This window comes from Vibrio sp. 1978 (genome assembly GCF_033344345.1).
On record NZ_JAWPOP010000031.1, the window covers coordinates 1 to 18,852 of the forward strand.

Consider the following 18,852-nt stretch of genomic DNA (forward strand, 5'->3'; position numbering starts at 1 on the left):
TGAGCCTAGTGCAGTGAAAGTTGCACGCTGGGTTCTTAGGGGGGCCGCACTTGGTAACAAGTGTCGTCTACCCGACCACTTTTGCGTGATGATCTAGTTCGTAATAACCTCGGATTTGTCCGAGGTTTTTTATTCCGCGTTCTCCATTTCCCCGGCGAGTTCATTCGTAATTATTCGCGAAGACGTTGGCTAATTTGAGCATCTTACAGGGGGGGAAAGCTTAGTTAAGTGTGTTTGTTCTCACTGTTTTCTCTGTATCACTTCTACGCTTTTGCTGTCGGTTGTCTAATCATTATTCTCACCGTAAAGTCTGATTAAAATTTAAACGTTTTTATTTTAATGCCTTAGCAAACTCAGGGTCTTACACCCCTTGTTGTAGCTGAATAAAGGCTGTACAATTCGCGCCCTTATTCTTGTTTCAGTCATTGAGAGGCAACATGACCACTGAAAAAATCAATCTACTCGACTTTGATCGCAAAGGCATGCGTCAGTTTTTCGCGGAAGAACTTGGCGAGAAAGCGTTTCGTGCCGATCAGGTTATGAAGTGGATCTACCATTTCGGTGTAGATGACTTCGAAAAAATGACAAACATCAACAAGAAGCTGCGCGAAAAGCTTTTACACCAGTGTGAAATTAAAGCACCAACTGTAGCAGAAGCTCAGCATTCTTCAGACGGCACGATCAAGTGGGCAATGAAGGTTGGTGATCAGGATGTAGAAACGGTTTACATTCCAGAAGATGATCGCGCAACGCTTTGTGTATCTTCTCAAGTAGGTTGTGCATTGGAATGTAAGTTCTGCTCAACAGCACAGCAGGGCTTTAACCGTAACTTGAAAGTTTCAGAGATCATCGGTCAGGTGTGGCGTGCTGCACGTGAAATTGGTCTTGAGAAAGAAACAGGCCGTCGCCCAATTACGAACGTCGTGATGATGGGCATGGGTGAGCCGCTTCTTAATATGAAGAACTTGATTCCTGCATTGGAGTTAATGTTGGATGACCTTGGCTTTGGTTTGTCGAAGCGTCGCGTAACCGTATCAACATCAGGTGTGGTTTCTGGTCTTGATCAGATGACGGGCAAAATCGACGTTGCGTTGGCGATCTCTCTTCATGCGCCAAACGATAAGCTGCGTAGTGAAATCATGCCAATTAACGATCGTTGGGATATTCAAGATTTCCTAGCATCCGTTCGTCGTTACATTGCTTCATCGAATGCAAACCGTGGCAAGGTAACAGTCGAGTACGTGTTGCTTGATCATGTGAACGATGACATGGACCATGCTCGTGAACTGGCTGAGCTGATGAAAGACACACCATGTAAGATTAACTTGATTCCGTTTAACCCGTACCCAGGTTCACCTTACAAGAAACCAAGTAACTCACGTATTGATCGCTTCCAAAAAACATTGATGCAATACGAGCACACAGTTACGGTTCGTAAAACACGTGGTGATGACATTGATGCCGCATGTGGTCAGTTGGTCGGTGATGTAATTGACCGAACTAAACGTACGGCAATGCTGAAAGCGTCACGCGGTGCCGATACCATTGAAGTGAAAGCTGTATAAACGACCGGAATTCAAAAATAGCCAGAGCCATTCGCTCTGGCTATTTTGTTTATTGTTTAGGACATTTTCGCCAAGATTTGGGACTATCACTCTTCAACCTAAGGTTATTTGGGTATAATTTCGAATTCCTTTGTCAAAGTTTGGACAAAAGCTTGAGCTATCTGTTAGTTTGAGTGTAAAGAGTTTTTGTCTTCGTTGCGCATTCGCTTATCATGATATGTAACACTAACGATGACACCGATAATTCTCAGCACTTTCTCACATACGTTTTGCTGATTTTTGCAAAACGGGTATTCGCACTCAGATCGCTGAGAGTTTCTTAAAATTATTATTTTTGGTTAACGCGTTTAGGCTAGCTATCTTTAAAGCGGCTTAAGAACAATAACGAAAATACATGACCACGTTAGCCACTAAAACAGATTAAATACCGCCATTATGACAGAACACGAAAATACGAATGAAGTGCCACTCTCTATTGAAGCTGGCACGTTACTGAAAAACAAACGTGAATCCTTGGGAATGAGCCAAAAGCAAGTTGCCGATCGCCTGAGGCTTCGCATTTCTGTGATTGAAGATATTGAAAATAACCGATTTGAATCTCAACAAGTCGCGACATTTACGCGTGGTTACTTACGCTCTTACGCTAAATTCGTAGGTCTTGATGAGAAGGTGGTTTTGACGGCGTTAGAGCAGACTGCCGATGCTCAGCCTCAAGAGCAAGAAATTGAAATGCAAAGCTTCTCTCGTAAAACAAAAGACGAGAAGCACAATAGCCGTATTATGCTCCTTACTTGGGTTATCGGGCTGGTCATTATTGGCATTTCAGCGGCATGGTGGTGGCAAAACCAACAAGAGAATAGCCTAACTAAGGAAGTAACGGATTCAAGTGTTGAAGCGCCGCAGCCCACTGCTCAAGAATTAGCTGATATCGATTTGATGACGGCTGAAGAGTTAATCGCAAGCACTCCTGAAGAAGTTGCTTCAACTAATGAAGGCGTTGCTGAATCGACTGAAGCATCCGTTGAGCAAGGGGCGGATCCTTTGCTGACTGAAACTGAAAATACAACAAGCGTAGATTCTGAAGAACCTGTTGCCGTGATTGAAGCGGCGGAAGAGGAACAGCCTGCGCCAGTAGTACCTGAAGGCATGACACTTCTTACTATGAAGTTTAAAGCGGACTGTTGGATTCAAGTAAAAGACACCAATGGTAAAACGCTGGTAAGTGGTACTCATAAGCCAGGACAAGATGTAGAACTTACCGGAAAAGCGCCATTTAAAGTGATATTAGGCGCACCGGAAGGGGTTACAATGACATTTGCAAGTGAACCTGTCGACCTTTCTGGGTATACTTCAGGCAAAGTAGCTAGATTCACTCTACCGTTATAAAAAATTATGCAACACGAATCTCCAATTATTCGTCGTAAATCGACGCGTATTTATGTGGGTGATGTGCCAATTGGTGATGGTGCGCCAATTGCAGTACAGTCAATGACTAACACTCGCACGACTGACGTAGAAGCGACAGTCGCTCAAATCCGAGCACTAGAAAAAGTCGGCGCAGATATCGTTCGAGTTTCTGTGCCTACGATGGACGCAGCAGAAGCTTTCAAACTGATTAAACAGCAAGTTTCTGTCCCCTTAGTGGCTGATATTCATTTCGACTATCGTATCGCGCTGAAAGTTGCGGAGTACGGAGTTGACTGTTTACGTATCAACCCAGGTAACATCGGCAATGAAGAGCGCATTCGCGCTGTTGTTGATTGCGCTCGCGATAAAAACATCCCGATCCGTATTGGTGTCAATGGTGGATCTTTGGAAAAAGACCTACAGATGAAATACGGTGAGCCAACGCCAGAAGCCTTGGTTGAATCGGCGATGCGTCACGTAGACCATCTCGATCGTCTTAACTTTGACCAATTTAAAGTTAGCGTGAAAGCTTCAGACGTTTTTCTTGCGGTGGATTCATATCGTCTGCTGGCGAAGAAAATCGATCAGCCTCTTCATTTAGGTATCACAGAGGCGGGTGGTGCTCGAGCTGGCGCTGTTAAGTCATCTGTTGGCTTAGGTATGCTGTTATCTGAAGGGATAGGCGATACGCTGCGTATCTCTTTGGCTGCCGATCCAGTTGAAGAAATCAAAGTCGGTTTCGACATCCTTAAATCTCTGCGCATTCGCTCTCGAGGCATCAACTTTATTGCGTGCCCAAGCTGCTCACGCCAAGAATTCGATGTGATTGGTACGGTGAATGCACTGGAGCAACGTTTAGAAGACATCATCACGCCAATGGATGTGTCTATCATCGGTTGTGTGGTAAACGGCCCTGGTGAAGCAGAAGTTTCTCACTTAGGTCTAGCAGGTAGTAACAAGAAGAGCGCATTCTACGAAGATGGTAAACGCCAGAAAGAGCGCTTTGATAACGATGACCTTGTGAATAAGCTAGAAGCTAAGATCCGTGCGAAAGCAGCTATGATGAATGGCGAAAACCGCATCGAAGTTAAAGTACAAGATTAATCTCAACGAGAATTACGGTAAGTATTGTGGCAAAAACAATTCAAGCAATTCGAGGCATGAACGATTGCCTCCCAACTCAGTCGCCACTGTGGCAAAAATTAGAAAACACAGTGAAAAATGTAATTAGCGCATACGGTTATAACGAAGTGCGCATGCCAATCGTTGAAGAAACAAACCTATTCAGCCGCGCTGTTGGTGAAGAAACAGACGTCGTTTCAAAAGAAATGTACACCTTTGATGACCGTAACGGCGACAGCCTAACACTTCGCCCTGAAGGTACGGCGGGTTGTGTACGTTCATGTATCCAAAACAGCCTGATCAACCGTGATGAACAGCGTCTGTGGTACATGGGACCTATGTTCCGCCATGAACGTCCGCAGAAAGGTCGTTACCGTCAATTCCACCAGTGTGGTGTTGAGGTGTTTGGTCTAAATGGTCCAGATGTTGATGCAGAGCTTATCATGATGACGGCGCGTTTATGGCGTGAGCTAGGTATCAATGAACATGTCCGTCTTGAGCTGAACTCTATCGGTTCTCAAGAAGACCGCGCAGACTACCGTACTGCACTGGTTGCATTCCTTGAGCAACATATTGATGTGCTAGATGAAGATTGTAAGCGTCGCATGCACACGAACCCACTGCGTGTTCTGGATACGAAGAACCCAGACGTTCAAGCTATTTTAGGTGATGCGCCTCGCCTTTCAGATTACTTGGGTGAAGAATCTAAAGCACACTTCGCAGGTCTATGTGAACTTTTAGACGCTGCAGGTATCAAATACACAGTTAACGAACGTCTAGTTCGTGGTCTGGATTACTACAATCGCACGGTATTTGAGTGGATCACTGAGAGCCTAGGTGCTCAAGGCACTGTATGTGGCGGTGGTCGTTACGATGGCCTTGTAGAGCAATTAGGTGGTAAACCAACACCAGCGGTTGGCTTTGCAATGGGCCTAGAGCGTCTAGTACTGATGCTAGAAACGTTGGAACTGACAGACGTTCGTCGCAGTGTTGACGTGTACGTAGTCACTGCGGGTGAAGGCACCATGATGGCAGGAATGAAGCTAGCAGAACAGCTTCGCGAGTCTGTTCCAGGCGTTCGTGTGATGAATCACTTCGGTGGCGGTAACTTCAAGAAACAGTTTAAACGCGCAGACAAAGTTGGTGCTGTTGTAGCATTGGTTCTGGGCGAAAACGAAGTTGCGGATAACACGGTAGTACTGAAAGACTTAGCTGGTGGTGAGCAAGAGACTTACAACCAAGCAGAAGTTGCAGAAAAGATCGCAGCACTGATTTAAGTCTTTTAGTAATCTAACAAAATTACATCCTAGTTCGTAAGCTAAGGCTCCCAAATGTGGAGCCTTTAAACGAAATAGGAATAATGGCAGCTAAGCTGCCATTTACATGTTTTAAGAGGACAGGAAGTGGAACTTTACGATACTGAAGAACAACAAGTTGAAGCCATTAAAGACTGGTGGAAGGAAAACGGCAAAGCCGTCATCATCGGTGCGGTTGTTGGTTTAGGTGGTCTATTTGGCTGGCGTTACTACCAGGATTCTGTGATTCAGGCGAGTGAAGCAGCTTCTCAAAGCTACACGACAGCAATGAATGCTTTGCAAGACAAAGGCACTGATGCTCAAGCTGACGTGAAAGCTTTCATTGAGTCAAATGAAGTAAAAGAATATTCAGTATTGGCTGCACTACAACTTGCTAAAGCACAAGTTGAAGCTCAAGACCTTTCTGCTGCATTGGAGCAACTGAAGTGGGCGCAAAGCAACACTCAAGATGCTGCGTTGTTACCATTGATTAGTTACCGCATTGCGCGTATTGAGACGGAAATGGGTAACTTCGACGCTGCAACGGCAGAGCTAAGTAACGTCACTGATACAGCATGGACAGGTCGTATTGCTGAACTTCGTGGCGATATTGCGATTCGCCAAGGTGACAAAGATGCTGCGTACGCTGCGTATACTGAAGCTCAGCAAGCGGCAGATGCAAGCCCGACACTACAAATGAAATTGGACGATCTGGCGAAATAAGGACCGCATTGGATGAAAAGAGTCTTTAAGAAAGCCTTGCTAGGGGCGTTAACAATGGGAGTACTTGCCGGTTGTGCAGGTGAGAAAGACACCATTGTAATGGCGCCACTACCTCAGGTAGACAGTCAGTTTACAACCAGTAGTGAGTGGAGCACATCGGTTGGCGATGGTGTTGGTCATTACTTTTCAAAACTATCCCCTGTATTTGCGAATGATACATTGTTCGTGGCAAGTCGTGATGGCTTAGTAAAAGCGCTGGATCCTGAGAATGGTAAACAACGTTGGCAAACGGACCTAGAAGAAGATGTCATTGCTCGTCTCTCTGGTGGTATCACAGCGGCATACGGAAACCTTTACATTGGCTCTGAGAATGGTGAAGTCATCTCTCTTGACCAAGAAACAGGTGAAATTGTTTGGCGTGTAAAAGTTGGTGGTGAGGTACTGGCGAAGCCAGTTGCAGATTCAGGCCTTATTATCATCAATACTAGCCGAGGCATGCTGATTGCCCTTAATGAGAGTACAGGTGAGCAACGCTGGGCATTGAGCACAGAAGTGCCGAACTTAACTTTACGTGGCGACAGTACTCCGACTGCAATTGGCGGCGGTGTATTTTGGGGAACGGCAAATGGCCGACTCGCAGCTGCTATCGTTGAGCGTGGTCAGTTGATTTGGCAACAGCCTGTTGGTACGCCAAAAGGCGCGACAGAAATTGATCGTTTGGTTGACGTTGATTCATCGCCAATTGTGCTAGGCGGTACTCTTTTCACCATTGGATACAATGGTCAACTTATCGCCATTGATTTGCGTTCAGCGAACCCGATTTGGAAGCGTAATTACTCATCTGCAACAGACATTTCTACAGATGGTAGCCGCATCTTTGTGATAACGGAAAAAGATCATGTTGTTGCCGTTGATTCACGAAGCGGAACTGAGTTGTGGGAAAACAGCTTGCTTGAGCACCGACAACTTACAGCGCCAGTTATTGTTGGCAATTATCTCGTTGTCGGTGACACGCTTGGTTACCTTCACTGGATGGATCGTTCAACGGGCGAATTTGTTGCGCAGCAGTTTGTCGATGATAGTGGCTTGGCAGTTGGCCCGACGTTATTGTCGGATGGTTATGTGATTACAACTCGCAACGGCGATGTAAAGAAACTAACCATTAACGAATAATATCGTGATATAATTCACATTCGGCTCCTGGCTGGTGACAGCTAGGAGCCGTTTTGTTGTTTGAATTTATTAACCCTGACGTGGTTATAGGTAAAAAGCTGGTTTGATTTGGCATCGAGCAAGTCGTTACCTATAACTACAGAAGAAAGATTATTGTAGAGGTTGTTATGGTACCTGTTGTAGCTCTAGTAGGGCGTCCGAACGTAGGTAAATCTACACTATTTAACCGATTGACTCGCACTCGTGACGCGTTGGTTGCGGACTTTCCAGGCCTAACGCGAGACCGTAAATATGGCCAGGCGAGACTTGGTGAAGAGCACGAATTCATTGTGATTGATACTGGTGGTATCGATGGCACAGAAGAAGGCGTGGAAACAAAGATGGCAGAACAGTCATTAGCCGCGATTGATGAGGCTGATGTTGTATTGTTCCTTGTTGACGGTCGTGCTGGTCTGACACCTTCAGATGAAGCAATTGCTGCGCATCTGCGTAAAATTGAAAAGCCAGCGATGCTGGTAGTAAACAAAATCGATGGTATTGATGCCGATGCGGCGTGTGCTGACTTTTGGCAGCTCGGCGTGGATGATATGTACCAGATTGCGGCCGCTCATGGCCGTGGTGTGACCGCTTTGCTTGAGCGTGCTTTATCTCCATTCTTTGATGATCTACTAACAAGTGAGTCTGAAGACGGTGAGATTGAAGACCTGACTGGATTCGAAGACGAAGAGCCTCTTGTTGAAGATTACACTGAAGAAGACGCAGAAGCAGAGTTCAAACGCCTTCAAGAGCAGCCGATTAAGTTGGCGATCATCGGTCGTCCTAACGTAGGTAAATCGACACTGACTAACCGTATTCTGGGTGAAGAACGTGTGGTTGTATACGATATGCCTGGTACAACGCGCGATTCTATCTACATCCCGATGGAGCGTGATGGACGCGAGTACGTACTAATTGATACCGCAGGTGTTCGTCGTCGTGGTCGTATCAATGAAACGGTTGAAAAGTTCTCTGTTGTTAAGACGCTGAAAGCGGTAGAAGATGCAAACGTCGTTCTACTGGTGATTGATGCTCGTGAAAATATTTCAGACCAAGACCTAAGCTTGCTTGGTTTTGCACTGAATGCTGGCCGCTCAATTGTCATCGCCGTTAACAAGTGGGATGGTCTAGACAGTGACGTGAAAGAAAGCGTGAAGAAAGAACTGGACCGCCGTCTAGGATTCGTCGACTTCGCGCGTATCCACTTTATCTCTGCGCTGCACGGTACTGGCGTTGGTCACTTGTTTGAATCTATCCAAGAAGCATATAACTCGGCGACAACGCGTGTGGGTACGTCAGTACTGACGCGTATCATGAAGATGGCTGTGGATGATCACCAACCGCCAATGGTTCGTGGTCGTCGTATCAAACTCAAATACGCACACGCAGGTGGTTACAACCCACCGATCGTTGTTATCCACGGTAACATGGTTCGTGAATTGCCAGATTCGTATAAACGTTATCTGATGAACTACTTCCGTAAGTCTCTGGAAATTATGGGAACACCGATTCGCATTAACTTCCACAACAGTGATAACCCATACGAGAACCGTACGAATAAGCTTACGCTATCACAAGAGCGTAAACGTAAGCGTATGATGTCGATGGTGAAAAACCGCAATAAATAATGAAATTCGAATACCCAAGTTTCTACTTGGGTATTTTTTTATCAAAAGTAATCGTAAAAATGACTATCACAGCAACAAAGACTCGTTTTTGTCATCAAACATGGCAATTAGAAGCACAAATACAGCTCGTTCAATATACGGAAGAAGTGACTTACGTTATTACAGATGTCACGCCGTTCCATCCCGTTAGTCACATATGGCCGGATCACCCTGCAGACAAAGGAACGTTGAAGGTGAATGGGGCTGAGCATGACGTAGTAGATTGCCAAGTTGGGGCAGTGGAGCAGGAAAGTGGTGCTCTGTATGTGGGTAGTGACATCCCTGTAAAGCGTGATGCTGAAGGTTGGGTGTTTGTCGTCGTGCATGTTTTATCACGTACGGAATCACTTGTTACTGATGATTTGGTGACATTGGCGGTAGATAAGGATTACCAACGCGCTTTGAGTCGAGGCCACACTGCAGGACACTTAGCGTATTTGGCGTTGAATAAAGTACTAGCGGAAGACTATTGGCGAAAAGACGCAGACCGCAAAGACCCACATGGTTATTATGACTTTAATAGCTATGCACAAGTTACGAGTTATGTTACTCCAGACAAGTGCCTCGATACGTACCGTTTAGGCAAAACACTCCGTAAAAGAGGATTAAACAGTGCAGATATGCTGAATGACCTCCAGGCGATTGCAAAAAAAGTGAATAGCCAACTTGTGGAATGGCTTCGACGAGATGCGATGATCACCATGGAATGCCACGGTGACAGATTAACGGATTCTCGCTATTGGAAGTGCGATTTAGGGGAAGGTCAATTAGCGGTAATCCCTTGTGGTGGAACGCATGCGAGCCATTTAAATGAGTTTGCTTTTATCCAAGTTAAACTCGTTGAGCTCGACGCTCAAACTATCGAAATGCACACCAATGTAAACACTGCTTTCTGAATAAGATCTTTTTATTAAATTCTAATTTTACGTTTAATTAAATTGCTATAAGGTTTTTTATTCTGCCTTAAATTGGAATGCAGAATATGTAACTTATGCTTTCGGTGTGTGGTTATATAAATATTCTTTTAAGGGGTGATCGCTGATCAAGGAGTAAATATCAGACGATCAGTATAAGATCCTACGTATCAAGTATGGTTATCGCCTCGTGAAACTTGTTAGGGCGGTGATGAAGATCAACATACTTGTTCGTTATTTTGAGTAGCATGCGTTACTCGAAATTGCTTAGTTTAGAGAGAGGAACGGGATATGCAGCAGAACATTTGCCCGACTTGCAATGTCGAACTGGAATGGACAGGACAATACCATTGTGCACAGTGTGAATCGGATTTTAAAAAAGTAGGTTTTTGCCCTGATTGTGAGGCGGAGCTGGAGAAGCTGCAAGCATGCGGTGCTGCGAGTTACTTTTGTAATGTGTGTAATGAACTCAAATCAAAATCACGTGTCCGATTTGAGTTCCAGAAAGTCAGTTAACCAGAGTTTGTATTCAGTTAACGGTAGAACGAACGTCACCTTCGGCTAACCGGGTAATCAATACATCTCCCGACTTTACATCTGAAGATTGCGTAATTACTTTACCTTGCTCAGTTTGAGTAATTGAGTAACCTCGTTTCAATGTCGCTAGTGGGCTGACGGTGTCCAACTTTTCTGCGGCAATCGCGAGTTGATGGCGCATAGTCAGTAATTTGCGATCCATTGCATCCATGAGCTTTTGCTCAACACGTTCTAGCTTCGACTTCTGCTCGCTAAGGCGTGTTACAGGAGAATTTAATTGCAGCCGATAATGTTGACGCTCGATTCGCTGTTGACGCAAGGCAATAAAACGACTCATCACTCGCTGTAAGCGCATGTCCAACTCATCTAACTGTTGCGTCTGACGTTGCAAGCGATAGCTTGGGTGCTGTCTCTCTAGACGGTGCACTAATTGAGCAGATTGCTGCTTTTGTTGTGCTAGGTAGTAACGCATCGCGCTTGCTAACTTATGCTGGCGGGTAACTAAAGCTTGATCTTTGTGGCTGTTATCACGGCTTACTAGCTCAGCGGCTGCTGATGGAGTAGGCGCGCGTACGTCGGCGACAAAATCAGCTATTGTCACGTCAACTTCATGTCCAACGGCGCTAATAATAGGAATTTGGCTTGCTGCAATCGTGCGAGCTAATATCTCGTTGTTAAAGCACCATAAGTCTTCTAATGAACCACCACCTCGGCCCACAATTAGCACATCACATTCATCACGGCTGTTAGCGCGACCAATGGCTTGTGCAATTTGAATGGCTGCGTCCTCACCTTGTACCACTGTCGGATAAATCACAACAGGTAGGGAAGGATCACGACGTTTCAATACGTCTAAGATATCGTAAAGCGCGGCACCAGTTTTCGATGTGATGACGCCAACACGTTTAGGGTGCTCAGGCAAAGATTGCTTATTGATTTGCGCGAACAACCCTTCTGCTGCAAGCTTCATTTTCAGCTCTTCAAACTCTTGCTGAAGACGGCCGTCACCTTCCGGTTGCATGCTTTCGATGATCAATTGGTAGTCACCGCGAGGCTCATAAAGAGAAAGACGAGCTTTTACTAGGACTTGATTACCGTTAGCGGGCTTGAAAGTAACGCGGCGATTGTTACCACGAAACATGGCACATTTAACTTGAGCGCGAGAGTCTTTAAGAGTGAGGTACCAGTGACCAGAGACAGGAGCTGAAAAGTTGGATATCTCTCCGACGAGCCAAACGATCCCCATTTCGTTTTCAAGGAGTAAGCGAACTTCTGCGTTGAGACGAGAAACAGTAAAGATGTTTTGATTGGTCTTGGAGAGCACAGCTAATCTCTTAGACGTGAGTATGGAAATTAGCGGCAATATAATACATAGCAAGGGGGTAATTGCAAGAAAAAAATTAAAAAATTTGTGGTCAAGCGATTGCGTTAACCGTATAATCCCTCCGCAATATCTAATCCAAATGTAGCTAGTTGCTAACGCAGGTTACCCTCATTATGCGAAACGATGAGATTGGATTGTTCTTTTTACTCCTCTAATTGTGAGATATTGCAAATGCTAAGAATTGCCAAAGAAGCGCTGACATTCGATGACGTACTACTTGTGCCAGCACACTCCACCGTTCTCCCAAACACAGCTGATCTTCGCACTCAGCTAACTAAGAACATCACCCTAAACATCCCAATGATTTCAGCGTCTATGGACACTGTTACTGAAGCTCGTCTAGCAATTGCGCTAGCGCAAGAGGGTGGCATTGGCTTTATCCACAAGAACATGTCTATTGAGCAGCAGGCAGCCGAAGTTCGTAAAGTTAAGAAGTTCGAAGCTGGTATGGTGACTGACGCGGTTACTGTAAACCCTGACGCGACCATCGCTGATGTTGTTGCACTCACTGAAAAACATGGTTTTGCAGGTTTCCCTGTTGTCACTGAGAGCAATGAGCTTGTTGGTATTATCACTGGTCGTGACGTTCGTTTTGTGACGGACCTTTCTAAGAAAGTATCTTCAGTAATGACGCCAAAAGAGAAGTTGGCAGCAGTTAAAGAAGGTGCAACACGAGAAGAAGTGCAAGAGAAAATGCACGAAGCTCGTGTAGAGAAAGTATTGGTTGTGAATGATGAGTTCCAACTAACCGGTATGATTACTGCGAAAGACTTCCACAAAGCAGAACGTAAACCAAACGCATGTAAAGATGAGCGTGGTCGCCTACGTGTTGGCGCAGCCGTTGGTGCTGGCGCTGGTAACGAAGAGCGTGTTGCTGCTCTAGTTGAAGCAGGCGTTGATGTTCTACTTATCGACTCTTCACACGGACATTCTGAAGGTGTTCTAAACCGCATTCGCGAAACACGTGCAGCTTACCCAGATCTAGACATCATCGGTGGTAACGTAGCAACAGGTGCTGGTGCTAAAGCACTAATCGAAGCTGGCGTAAGCGCAGTGAAAGTTGGTATCGGCCCTGGTTCTATCTGTACAACTCGTATTGTAACGGGTGTAGGAGTTCCACAAATCACTGCAATCGCAGATGCGGCAGAAGTGGCTAATGATTATGGTATTCCGGTTATTGCTGACGGTGGTATCCGTTTCTCAGGTGATATCTGTAAAGCAATCGTAGCTGGCGCATCATGTGTGATGGTTGGTTCTATGTTTGCTGGTACTGAAGAAGCGCCGGGTGAAGTGATTCTATACAATGGCCGTTCTTACAAGTCTTACCGCGGCATGGGTTCTCTTGGTGCTATGTCTCAAGGTTCTTCTGACCGTTACTTCCAGTCTGACAACGCAGCGGACAAGCTAGTACCAGAAGGTATTGAAGGTCGTATCGCATACAAAGGCCGTCTAAAAGAGATCGTACACCAACAAATGGGTGGTCTACGTTCAAGCATGGGTCTAACTGGTTCTGCAACTATCGAAGATATGCGTACGAAAGCTGAATTTGTACGTATCTCTGGTGCAGGTATGCAAGAGTCTCATGTACACGATGTTCAAATTACTAAGGAAGCGCCGAACTACCGTCTAGGGAACTAATTACCTAACGGAAACGTTTGCTTTTTCCTTGAAGCATTAAGAAGAGGCGAGTACACTCGCCTCGGTTTTAATCACTTAGCCTTAAAAAGACTGCTCAAAATGACTAAAAATATCCATGACCAACGTATTCTGATCTTGGACTTCGGTTCTCAGTACACTCAATTAGTAGCACGCCGCGTACGTGAAATCGGCGTTTACTGTGAACTATGGAGCTGGGATGTAGAAGAAGCGGATATTCGCGAATTCAACCCAGATGGCATTATCCTATCTGGCGGTCCAGAAAGCGTAACGGAAGAGAACTCTCCACGCGCGCCTCAATATGTGTTTGATTCTGGTGTTCCTTTGCTTGGCGTATGTTACGGCATGCAAACCATGGCGGAACAGTTAGGAGGCAAAGTAGCGGGCTCTAACGAACGTGAGTTTGGCTACGCTCAGGTTAAAGTTTCTGGTGAATGTGCTCTATTTAAAGACCTTGAAGCAACTCAAGACGTTTGGATGAGCCATGGCGACAAAGTAGTAGAGATCCCAGCCGATTTCGTAAAAGTTGGTGAGACAGACACTTGTCCTTACGCTGCGATGGCGAATGAAGAGAAGAAATACTACGGTGTTCAGTTCCACCCAGAAGTGACACACACAAAAGGTGGTCTACAAATGCTTGAGAACTTTGTTCTTGGCGTATGTGGCTGTGAGCGTTTATGGACATCGGAATCTATCATCGAAGATGCGGTTGCTCGTATTAAAGAGCAAGTGGGTGACGACGAAGTTATCCTAGGTCTATCTGGTGGTGTTGATTCATCGGTAGTTGCGATGCTGGTTCACCGCGCAATCGGCGACAAGCTAACGTGTGTATTTGTTGATAACGGTCTACTTCGTCTAAACGAAGGTCAACAAGTTATGGATATGTTCGGCGACCAATTTGGTTTGAACATTATCAAAGTTGACGCTGAAGAACGCTTCCTCAAAGCACTTGAAGGCAAGTCTGACCCAGAAGAGAAGCGTAAGACTATCGGTCACGTATTCGTAGATGTATTCGATGAAGAGTCTAAGAAGCTGAAAAACGCGAAATGGCTAGCTCAAGGTACGATTTACCCTGATGTAATCGAGTCAGCTGCATCTAAGACTGGTAAAGCGCACGTGATCAAATCGCACCACAACGTGGGCGGTCTTCCAGATGACATGGAAATGGGTCTTGTTGAGCCACTACGTGAGCTGTTCAAAGATGAAGTTCGTAAGATTGGTCTAGAATTAGGCCTGCCTTACAACATGCTTTACCGCCACCCATTCCCAGGTCCTGGTCTAGGTGTTCGTGTTCTTGGTGAAATCAAGAAAGAGTACTGTGACTTGCTACGCCGTGCTGATGCTATCTTTATTGAAGAGCTTCACGCTGCAGACCTATATGACAAAGTATCTCAAGCGTTCGCGGTATTCCTACCAGTACGTTCTGTTGGTGTAATGGGCGATGGCCGTAAATACGACTGGGTTGTATCACTGCGTGCAGTAGAAACCATCGACTTTATGACGGCACACTGGGCGCACCTACCATACGACTTCCTAGGTAAGGTATCTAACCGTATTATCAACGAAGTTGATGGCATTTCTCGTGTTGTTTACGACATTTCTGGTAAGCCACCAGCGACTATCGAGTGGGAATAATTTTCCTCTAGACAGTTGAGTTTATAAGAACCAGCCTTCGGGCTGGTTTTTTTGTACTTCAAGTTTGTGAAGAGGTGGCTCAACTTTTTTGTGAGAGATATATACATGCGGTCAAATTAAATATATATTCATTTTAATTGTTTAATTATCATAAATGGTATTGCTATGGAACAGGATGACGTTACCTCTCTCATTCCCATCCTTATTACTCTTTTCCTCGCGCTGACCACAAGAAATGTCGTTGTTGGTTTATTCGCCGGTGTGGTGAGTGGTGTCGCTATGCTTGAAGGGACATTTGTCGAAAAAGGGCCACTAGACTCGTTTAGTGCATTGATGAAAAGCTATCTACTGCCGCAATTAACTGACAGCTACAATGCGGGCGTCATTTTGCTCTTGGTCTTTATTGGTGGCTTTGTTGCCTTGATGGAGAAATCTGGCGGTGGTGTGGCGTTTGCTAAAAAGGTCACTCAATGGGTGGCGAGTAAGTGCCAAGCTCAACTGTCCGCATGGTTCGGTGGTGTGGTTATTTTCTTCTCTGACCTTGGTACACCGTTGATTGTTGGTCCTGTTTTTCGCCCTTTATTTGATAAGTTAAAAGTATCACGCCAAAAATTAGCTTTTATTATCGACTCTACTTCCTCTCCCGTCGCAATCTTGATCCCTTTTATCGGATGGGGCGTTTACATCATGGGATTGATTCAAAAAGAGTTTACTGCCCTGAATGTCAGTATGAGTGATTGGGATGCTTTCATTGGCGCGATCCCGTATCAGTTTTACGCCTTTCTTGCGATCGCGATTGTGCCGATTGTCTCTTTCTTCAAATTAGATTTCGGACCGATGGCGAAGGCTGAGCAGTTAGCAGAACAGGGCTCCGACTTTGGGAAAGTACAGGAGTCTATGAATGTGTTTACGCATAAAAATGCAAAATCTAGTTTTGTATGGGCACCTTTGCTCGTTATGCTAGTGGTTCTATGTACCATCCTCGTGCCACACGGTTTTCCATTTCAAAAAGTGGCAGGATCAACGTTTAGGGCTGCACTTTCTTCTGCATATTTCTTCGCGGCCTTCACTTTAATTGCGCTGATGGCGTTTTATGGCGTAAGAAAGCTTTCGGATGGTATTCAGGTTTATCTGAAAGGGATGTCAAACATGATGTCAGTGGCGGTGATTCTGGTATTGGCTTGGGCGCTTAGCTCAGTTGGGAAAGAATTAGGTGCAGCTGCATACATTGCTGAACAAGCTCAAGCCGGTTTCCCTTACTGGCTATTGCCAGCAGTCGCCTTTTTGCTTGCTGGTGTTATCTCATTCGCTACGGGATCATCTTGGGGGACGTTCGCCATCATGATGCCATTAGTGATCCCAACTGCCGTTGCGATTGATGCACCACTGTTGGTTTGTATTGGTGCGGTATTATCTGGTGGCTTGTTTGGCGATCACTGTTCTCCCATCTCTGAAACTACGATTTTGTCGTCGACAGGAGCGGGGTGTGAACAGTATGAGCACTTCCGTACACAATTGCCTTACGCATTACTCAATGGAATGATCGCATTAGGGTGTTTTCTTTTAGCTGGAATCAACGCCTCACCAGTGATTGTGCTTGCCGCAATCATTTCTCAGTGTGTGGTTTATTTTGTGCTGTCTAAACAAAAGTCAACCGCGAAGCTAGAGGTGGTTTCGGCAGAACAATAAAGAGAGAAACATCACAAAGCGGAGGCTCACAGGGTCTCCGCTTTTCTTTTGAGTCAAGGTAACATTTTTCTTGTGACAAAATGTGTGTGAGGACCTATTTATTCATTTTGTCTCGCAGAATCAACGTACTTGGCTCGGTGTTTCGTATATATGATCCACTATATGTCTAGTTATTCCTCGTATATTGTATTGTTGAAATCCGGAGACTAGACATGTTTGCACTCAAACATCTTCCTCTTGCATTGAGTTGTGTCTTAGCAGCACAAGTGAATGCGAGTATGAATATTCAGCCCGATCCGCAAAATCCGAATGGTTATGTTATTGCTCGTGGTGACGTTCAAGCCGTAGAGCAAAGCAAAACTTCTGATCCTATGTATGCCATTTGGTCACAAGCATTAGAGACACGCCCGAACTCAGTGGTTGAAGCGATTGTTCCAGGGGCGACAACCAACCCAGAAAACGTGAAGCGTGTAGAGCGTGTATTCCCCGAAAGTGAGTGGGACTTCCTGACTCAAATGGCGGCACCTGAATACACTTACACGCGTTTCCTACGTGCAATTGGTAAGTTCCCTGCATTCTGTGGTGAGTACACAGACGGTCGTGATTCGGATGCAATTTGTAAAAAATCGATCGTGACAGCGTTTGCTCACTTTGCACAAGAAACCGGTGGCCATATTTCGATTGATAACGTATCGGATAATCCGCTAGGGTTGGAAGAGTGGCAGCAAGCTTTGGTTCATGTGCGAGAAATGGGATGGTCTGAAGGGCAAGAAGGTTACACAACAGGTTGTGGTCAAAATGACTGGCAAAACAAACGCTGGCCATGTGAGTCTGGACAAGGTTACTTTGGACGTGGTGCAAAGCAGCTTTCTTACCATTTTAACTATGGCGCGTTCTCTGAAGTGATGTTTGATGGCGATGCATCTGTATTGCTGAAAAATCCAGGCTTGGTTGCGGATTCGTGGCTGAACTTAGCATCGGCTATCTGGTTCTTCCTAACCCCACAAGCACCGAAACCTGCAATGCTACATGTGATTGACCGTACTTGGGTGCCTTCACAGCGTGAGCTTGATGCTGGCATTGGTTACGGCTTTGGTACCACCATCAACGTGATCAATGGTGGTATTGAGTGTGGAGAGCAAAACAAAGATAAAGGTCAACCTGTTAACCGTATTCGCTATTGGGAAGGACTTGCCGCTCATTATCAAATTCCAATTGAAGCCGATGAGACCAATACCTGTTGGCAGCAGACGCCTTACGGCAGCTTAAATCTGAATGGTGCGACAGACGTGTTGTACACCAACTGGGATGGGAACTGGAAATACTACTCAGATCGTCCGGGAGGCCACTCTTTTGAATGTGAACTTGTTGGTTTCCAAACGGCTTACTCTGCGCTAGTTGCGGGTGACTATGAGAAATGTGTAACTAACTTCTACCAATCTCATGCGGGTTGGCCAGAAGTTCGTGTAGTTGACAAGTTAGACCCAGTGGATCCGGTCGATCCGCCTGTAGGTGGTGTGGCAGCTTGGGATTCTGGCAAAGTATATAACACGGGTGATCAAGTTTCTTACCAAGGTGCTGTTTACGAAGCGAAATGGTGGTCACAAGGTAATGAGCCAACGAAAGGAGACCCTTGGAAGCTGGTTTCAGGCACTCCTACGGAGCCGCCTACAACGGAACCTGAACCACCGGTGACTGAGCCAGAGCCGCCCGTCACAGAACCTGAGCCGCCAGTAACCGAGCCAGAACCACCAGTTACAGGCAATTTTATTCAGTGGGAGCCGGGTGTAACGCAAGTCGCTAACGGCGATAAAGTGACGTACCAAAACAAATGTTTTGTCGCAAAAAATGGCCCTGGAGTATGGGAAAGCCCAACGCAAAGCAACTGGTTCTGGGACGAGATTTCTTGTCAGTGATTGAGTGAAAAACAACCTAACTATCTATAAAGACTCTGCTTTTTTGCAGGGTCTTTTTTTATATATGTAGTGGTTTATTTATGGAATCTAAGTTTTCAATAACAGCTTTTCTCTTTTGTTCTGGAGCCCATTA

General features: G+C 45.5%; 14 protein-coding genes. 13 read left to right on the forward strand and 1 reads right to left on the reverse strand.

The genetic code is table 11. The annotated features are described in order from the left end of the window. The first annotated feature begins 437 nt into the window (after positions 1–437). From R8N49_RS21370 to R8N49_RS21410, 9 genes are all read left to right on the forward strand, one after another. Complete coding sequence (locus R8N49_RS21370) at positions 438–1,565, forward strand: bifunctional tRNA (adenosine(37)-C2)-methyltransferase TrmG/ribosomal RNA large subunit methyltransferase RlmN (RefSeq protein WP_258489366.1); 1,128 nt, start codon at positions 438–440, stop codon at positions 1,563–1,565. 435 nt (positions 1,566–2,000) lie between these two features. Next, positions 2,001–2,951: a cytoskeleton protein RodZ gene (gene rodZ, locus R8N49_RS21375; protein ID WP_005381700.1), complete on the forward strand. Its 951-nt coding sequence runs from the start codon at positions 2,001–2,003 to the stop codon at positions 2,949–2,951. Positions 2,952–2,957: 6 nt separating this feature from the next. After that, positions 2,958–4,076, forward strand: coding sequence for a flavodoxin-dependent (E)-4-hydroxy-3-methylbut-2-enyl-diphosphate synthase (ispG, locus tag R8N49_RS21380; RefSeq protein ID WP_005381699.1), 1,119 nt, complete (start codon positions 2,958–2,960; stop codon positions 4,074–4,076). A 26-nt stretch (positions 4,077–4,102) separates the two neighbouring features. Next, positions 4,103–5,371 (forward strand): histidine--tRNA ligase, encoded by a 1,269-nt coding sequence (gene hisS, locus R8N49_RS21385; protein ID WP_005381698.1) that lies wholly within the window; start codon positions 4,103–4,105, stop codon positions 5,369–5,371. Positions 5,372–5,497: 126 nt separating this feature from the next. Next, complete coding sequence (locus R8N49_RS21390) at positions 5,498–6,112, forward strand: YfgM family protein (protein ID WP_005381697.1); 615 nt, start codon at positions 5,498–5,500, stop codon at positions 6,110–6,112. A 12-nt stretch (positions 6,113–6,124) separates the two neighbouring features. Further along, on the forward strand, positions 6,125–7,285 hold the full coding sequence (gene bamB, locus R8N49_RS21395; RefSeq protein ID WP_005381696.1) for an outer membrane protein assembly factor BamB: 1,161 nt from the start codon (positions 6,125–6,127) through the stop codon (positions 7,283–7,285). Between the two features lie 167 nt (positions 7,286–7,452). Next, on the forward strand, positions 7,453–8,949 hold the full coding sequence (der, locus tag R8N49_RS21400; RefSeq protein ID WP_005381694.1) for a ribosome biogenesis GTPase Der: 1,497 nt from the start codon (positions 7,453–7,455) through the stop codon (positions 8,947–8,949). A gap of 59 nt (positions 8,950–9,008) precedes the next feature. Then, positions 9,009–9,884, forward strand: coding sequence for a metal-dependent hydrolase (locus tag R8N49_RS21405; RefSeq protein ID WP_047102174.1), 876 nt, complete (start codon positions 9,009–9,011; stop codon positions 9,882–9,884). A gap of 309 nt (positions 9,885–10,193) precedes the next feature. After that, positions 10,194–10,418 carry a zinc ribbon domain-containing protein gene (locus R8N49_RS21410; RefSeq protein ID WP_005381691.1) on the forward strand — a complete coding sequence of 75 codons (225 nt, stop codon included), beginning with the start codon at positions 10,194–10,196 and terminating at the stop codon, positions 10,416–10,418. 13 nt (positions 10,419–10,431) lie between these two features. On the opposite strand, the gene xseA is transcribed toward R8N49_RS21410, so the two are convergent. Continuing rightward, on the reverse strand, positions 10,432–11,763 hold the full coding sequence (gene xseA, locus R8N49_RS21415; protein WP_031780844.1) for an exodeoxyribonuclease VII large subunit: 1,332 nt from the start codon (positions 11,761–11,763) through the stop codon (positions 10,432–10,434). 231 nt (positions 11,764–11,994) lie between these two features. On the opposite strand from xseA, the gene guaB reads away from it, so the two are divergent. From guaB to R8N49_RS21435, 4 genes are all read left to right on the forward strand, one after another. Then, positions 11,995–13,461: an IMP dehydrogenase gene (guaB, locus tag R8N49_RS21420; RefSeq protein ID WP_042521181.1), complete on the forward strand. Its 1,467-nt coding sequence runs from the start codon at positions 11,995–11,997 to the stop codon at positions 13,459–13,461. A 99-nt stretch (positions 13,462–13,560) separates the two neighbouring features. Next, positions 13,561–15,114, forward strand: a complete 1,554-nt coding sequence (gene guaA / locus R8N49_RS21425; RefSeq protein WP_258489365.1) for a glutamine-hydrolyzing GMP synthase — start codon at positions 13,561–13,563, stop codon at positions 15,112–15,114. A gap of 165 nt (positions 15,115–15,279) precedes the next feature. Continuing rightward, on the forward strand, positions 15,280–16,803 hold the full coding sequence (locus R8N49_RS21430; RefSeq protein ID WP_318190089.1) for a Na+/H+ antiporter NhaC family protein: 1,524 nt from the start codon (positions 15,280–15,282) through the stop codon (positions 16,801–16,803). A gap of 212 nt (positions 16,804–17,015) precedes the next feature. Further along, a complete protein-coding gene (locus tag R8N49_RS21435; RefSeq protein WP_042521182.1) occupies positions 17,016–18,719 on the forward strand; it encodes a chitinase in 1,704 nt (567 codons plus the stop codon). The last annotated feature ends 133 nt before the right edge of the window (positions 18,720–18,852 follow it).

Excerpts from the sequence above, each read along its gene's own strand:
- der (WP_005381694.1), top strand. The coding sequence starts at position 7,453 with ATGGTACCTGTTGTAGCTCTAGTAGGGCGTCCGAACGTAGGTAAATCT.
- R8N49_RS21370 (WP_258489366.1), top strand. The coding sequence starts at position 438 with ATGACCACTGAAAAAATCAATCTACTCGACTTTGATCGCAAAGGCATG.
- bamB (WP_005381696.1), top strand. The coding sequence starts at position 6,125 with ATGAAAAGAGTCTTTAAGAAAGCCTTGCTAGGGGCGTTAACAATGGGA.
- R8N49_RS21410 (WP_005381691.1), top strand. The coding sequence starts at position 10,194 with ATGCAGCAGAACATTTGCCCGACTTGCAATGTCGAACTGGAATGGACA.
- guaA (WP_258489365.1), top strand. The coding sequence starts at position 13,561 with ATGACTAAAAATATCCATGACCAACGTATTCTGATCTTGGACTTCGGT.
- ispG (WP_005381699.1), top strand. The coding sequence starts at position 2,958 with ATGCAACACGAATCTCCAATTATTCGTCGTAAATCGACGCGTATTTAT.
- guaB (WP_042521181.1), top strand. The coding sequence starts at position 11,995 with ATGCTAAGAATTGCCAAAGAAGCGCTGACATTCGATGACGTACTACTT.
- R8N49_RS21405 (WP_047102174.1), top strand. The coding sequence starts at position 9,009 with ATGACTATCACAGCAACAAAGACTCGTTTTTGTCATCAAACATGGCAA.
- rodZ (WP_005381700.1), top strand. The coding sequence starts at position 2,001 with ATGACAGAACACGAAAATACGAATGAAGTGCCACTCTCTATTGAAGCT.
- R8N49_RS21435 (WP_042521182.1), top strand. The coding sequence starts at position 17,016 with ATGTTTGCACTCAAACATCTTCCTCTTGCATTGAGTTGTGTCTTAGCA.
- R8N49_RS21430 (WP_318190089.1), top strand. The coding sequence starts at position 15,280 with ATGGAACAGGATGACGTTACCTCTCTCATTCCCATCCTTATTACTCTT.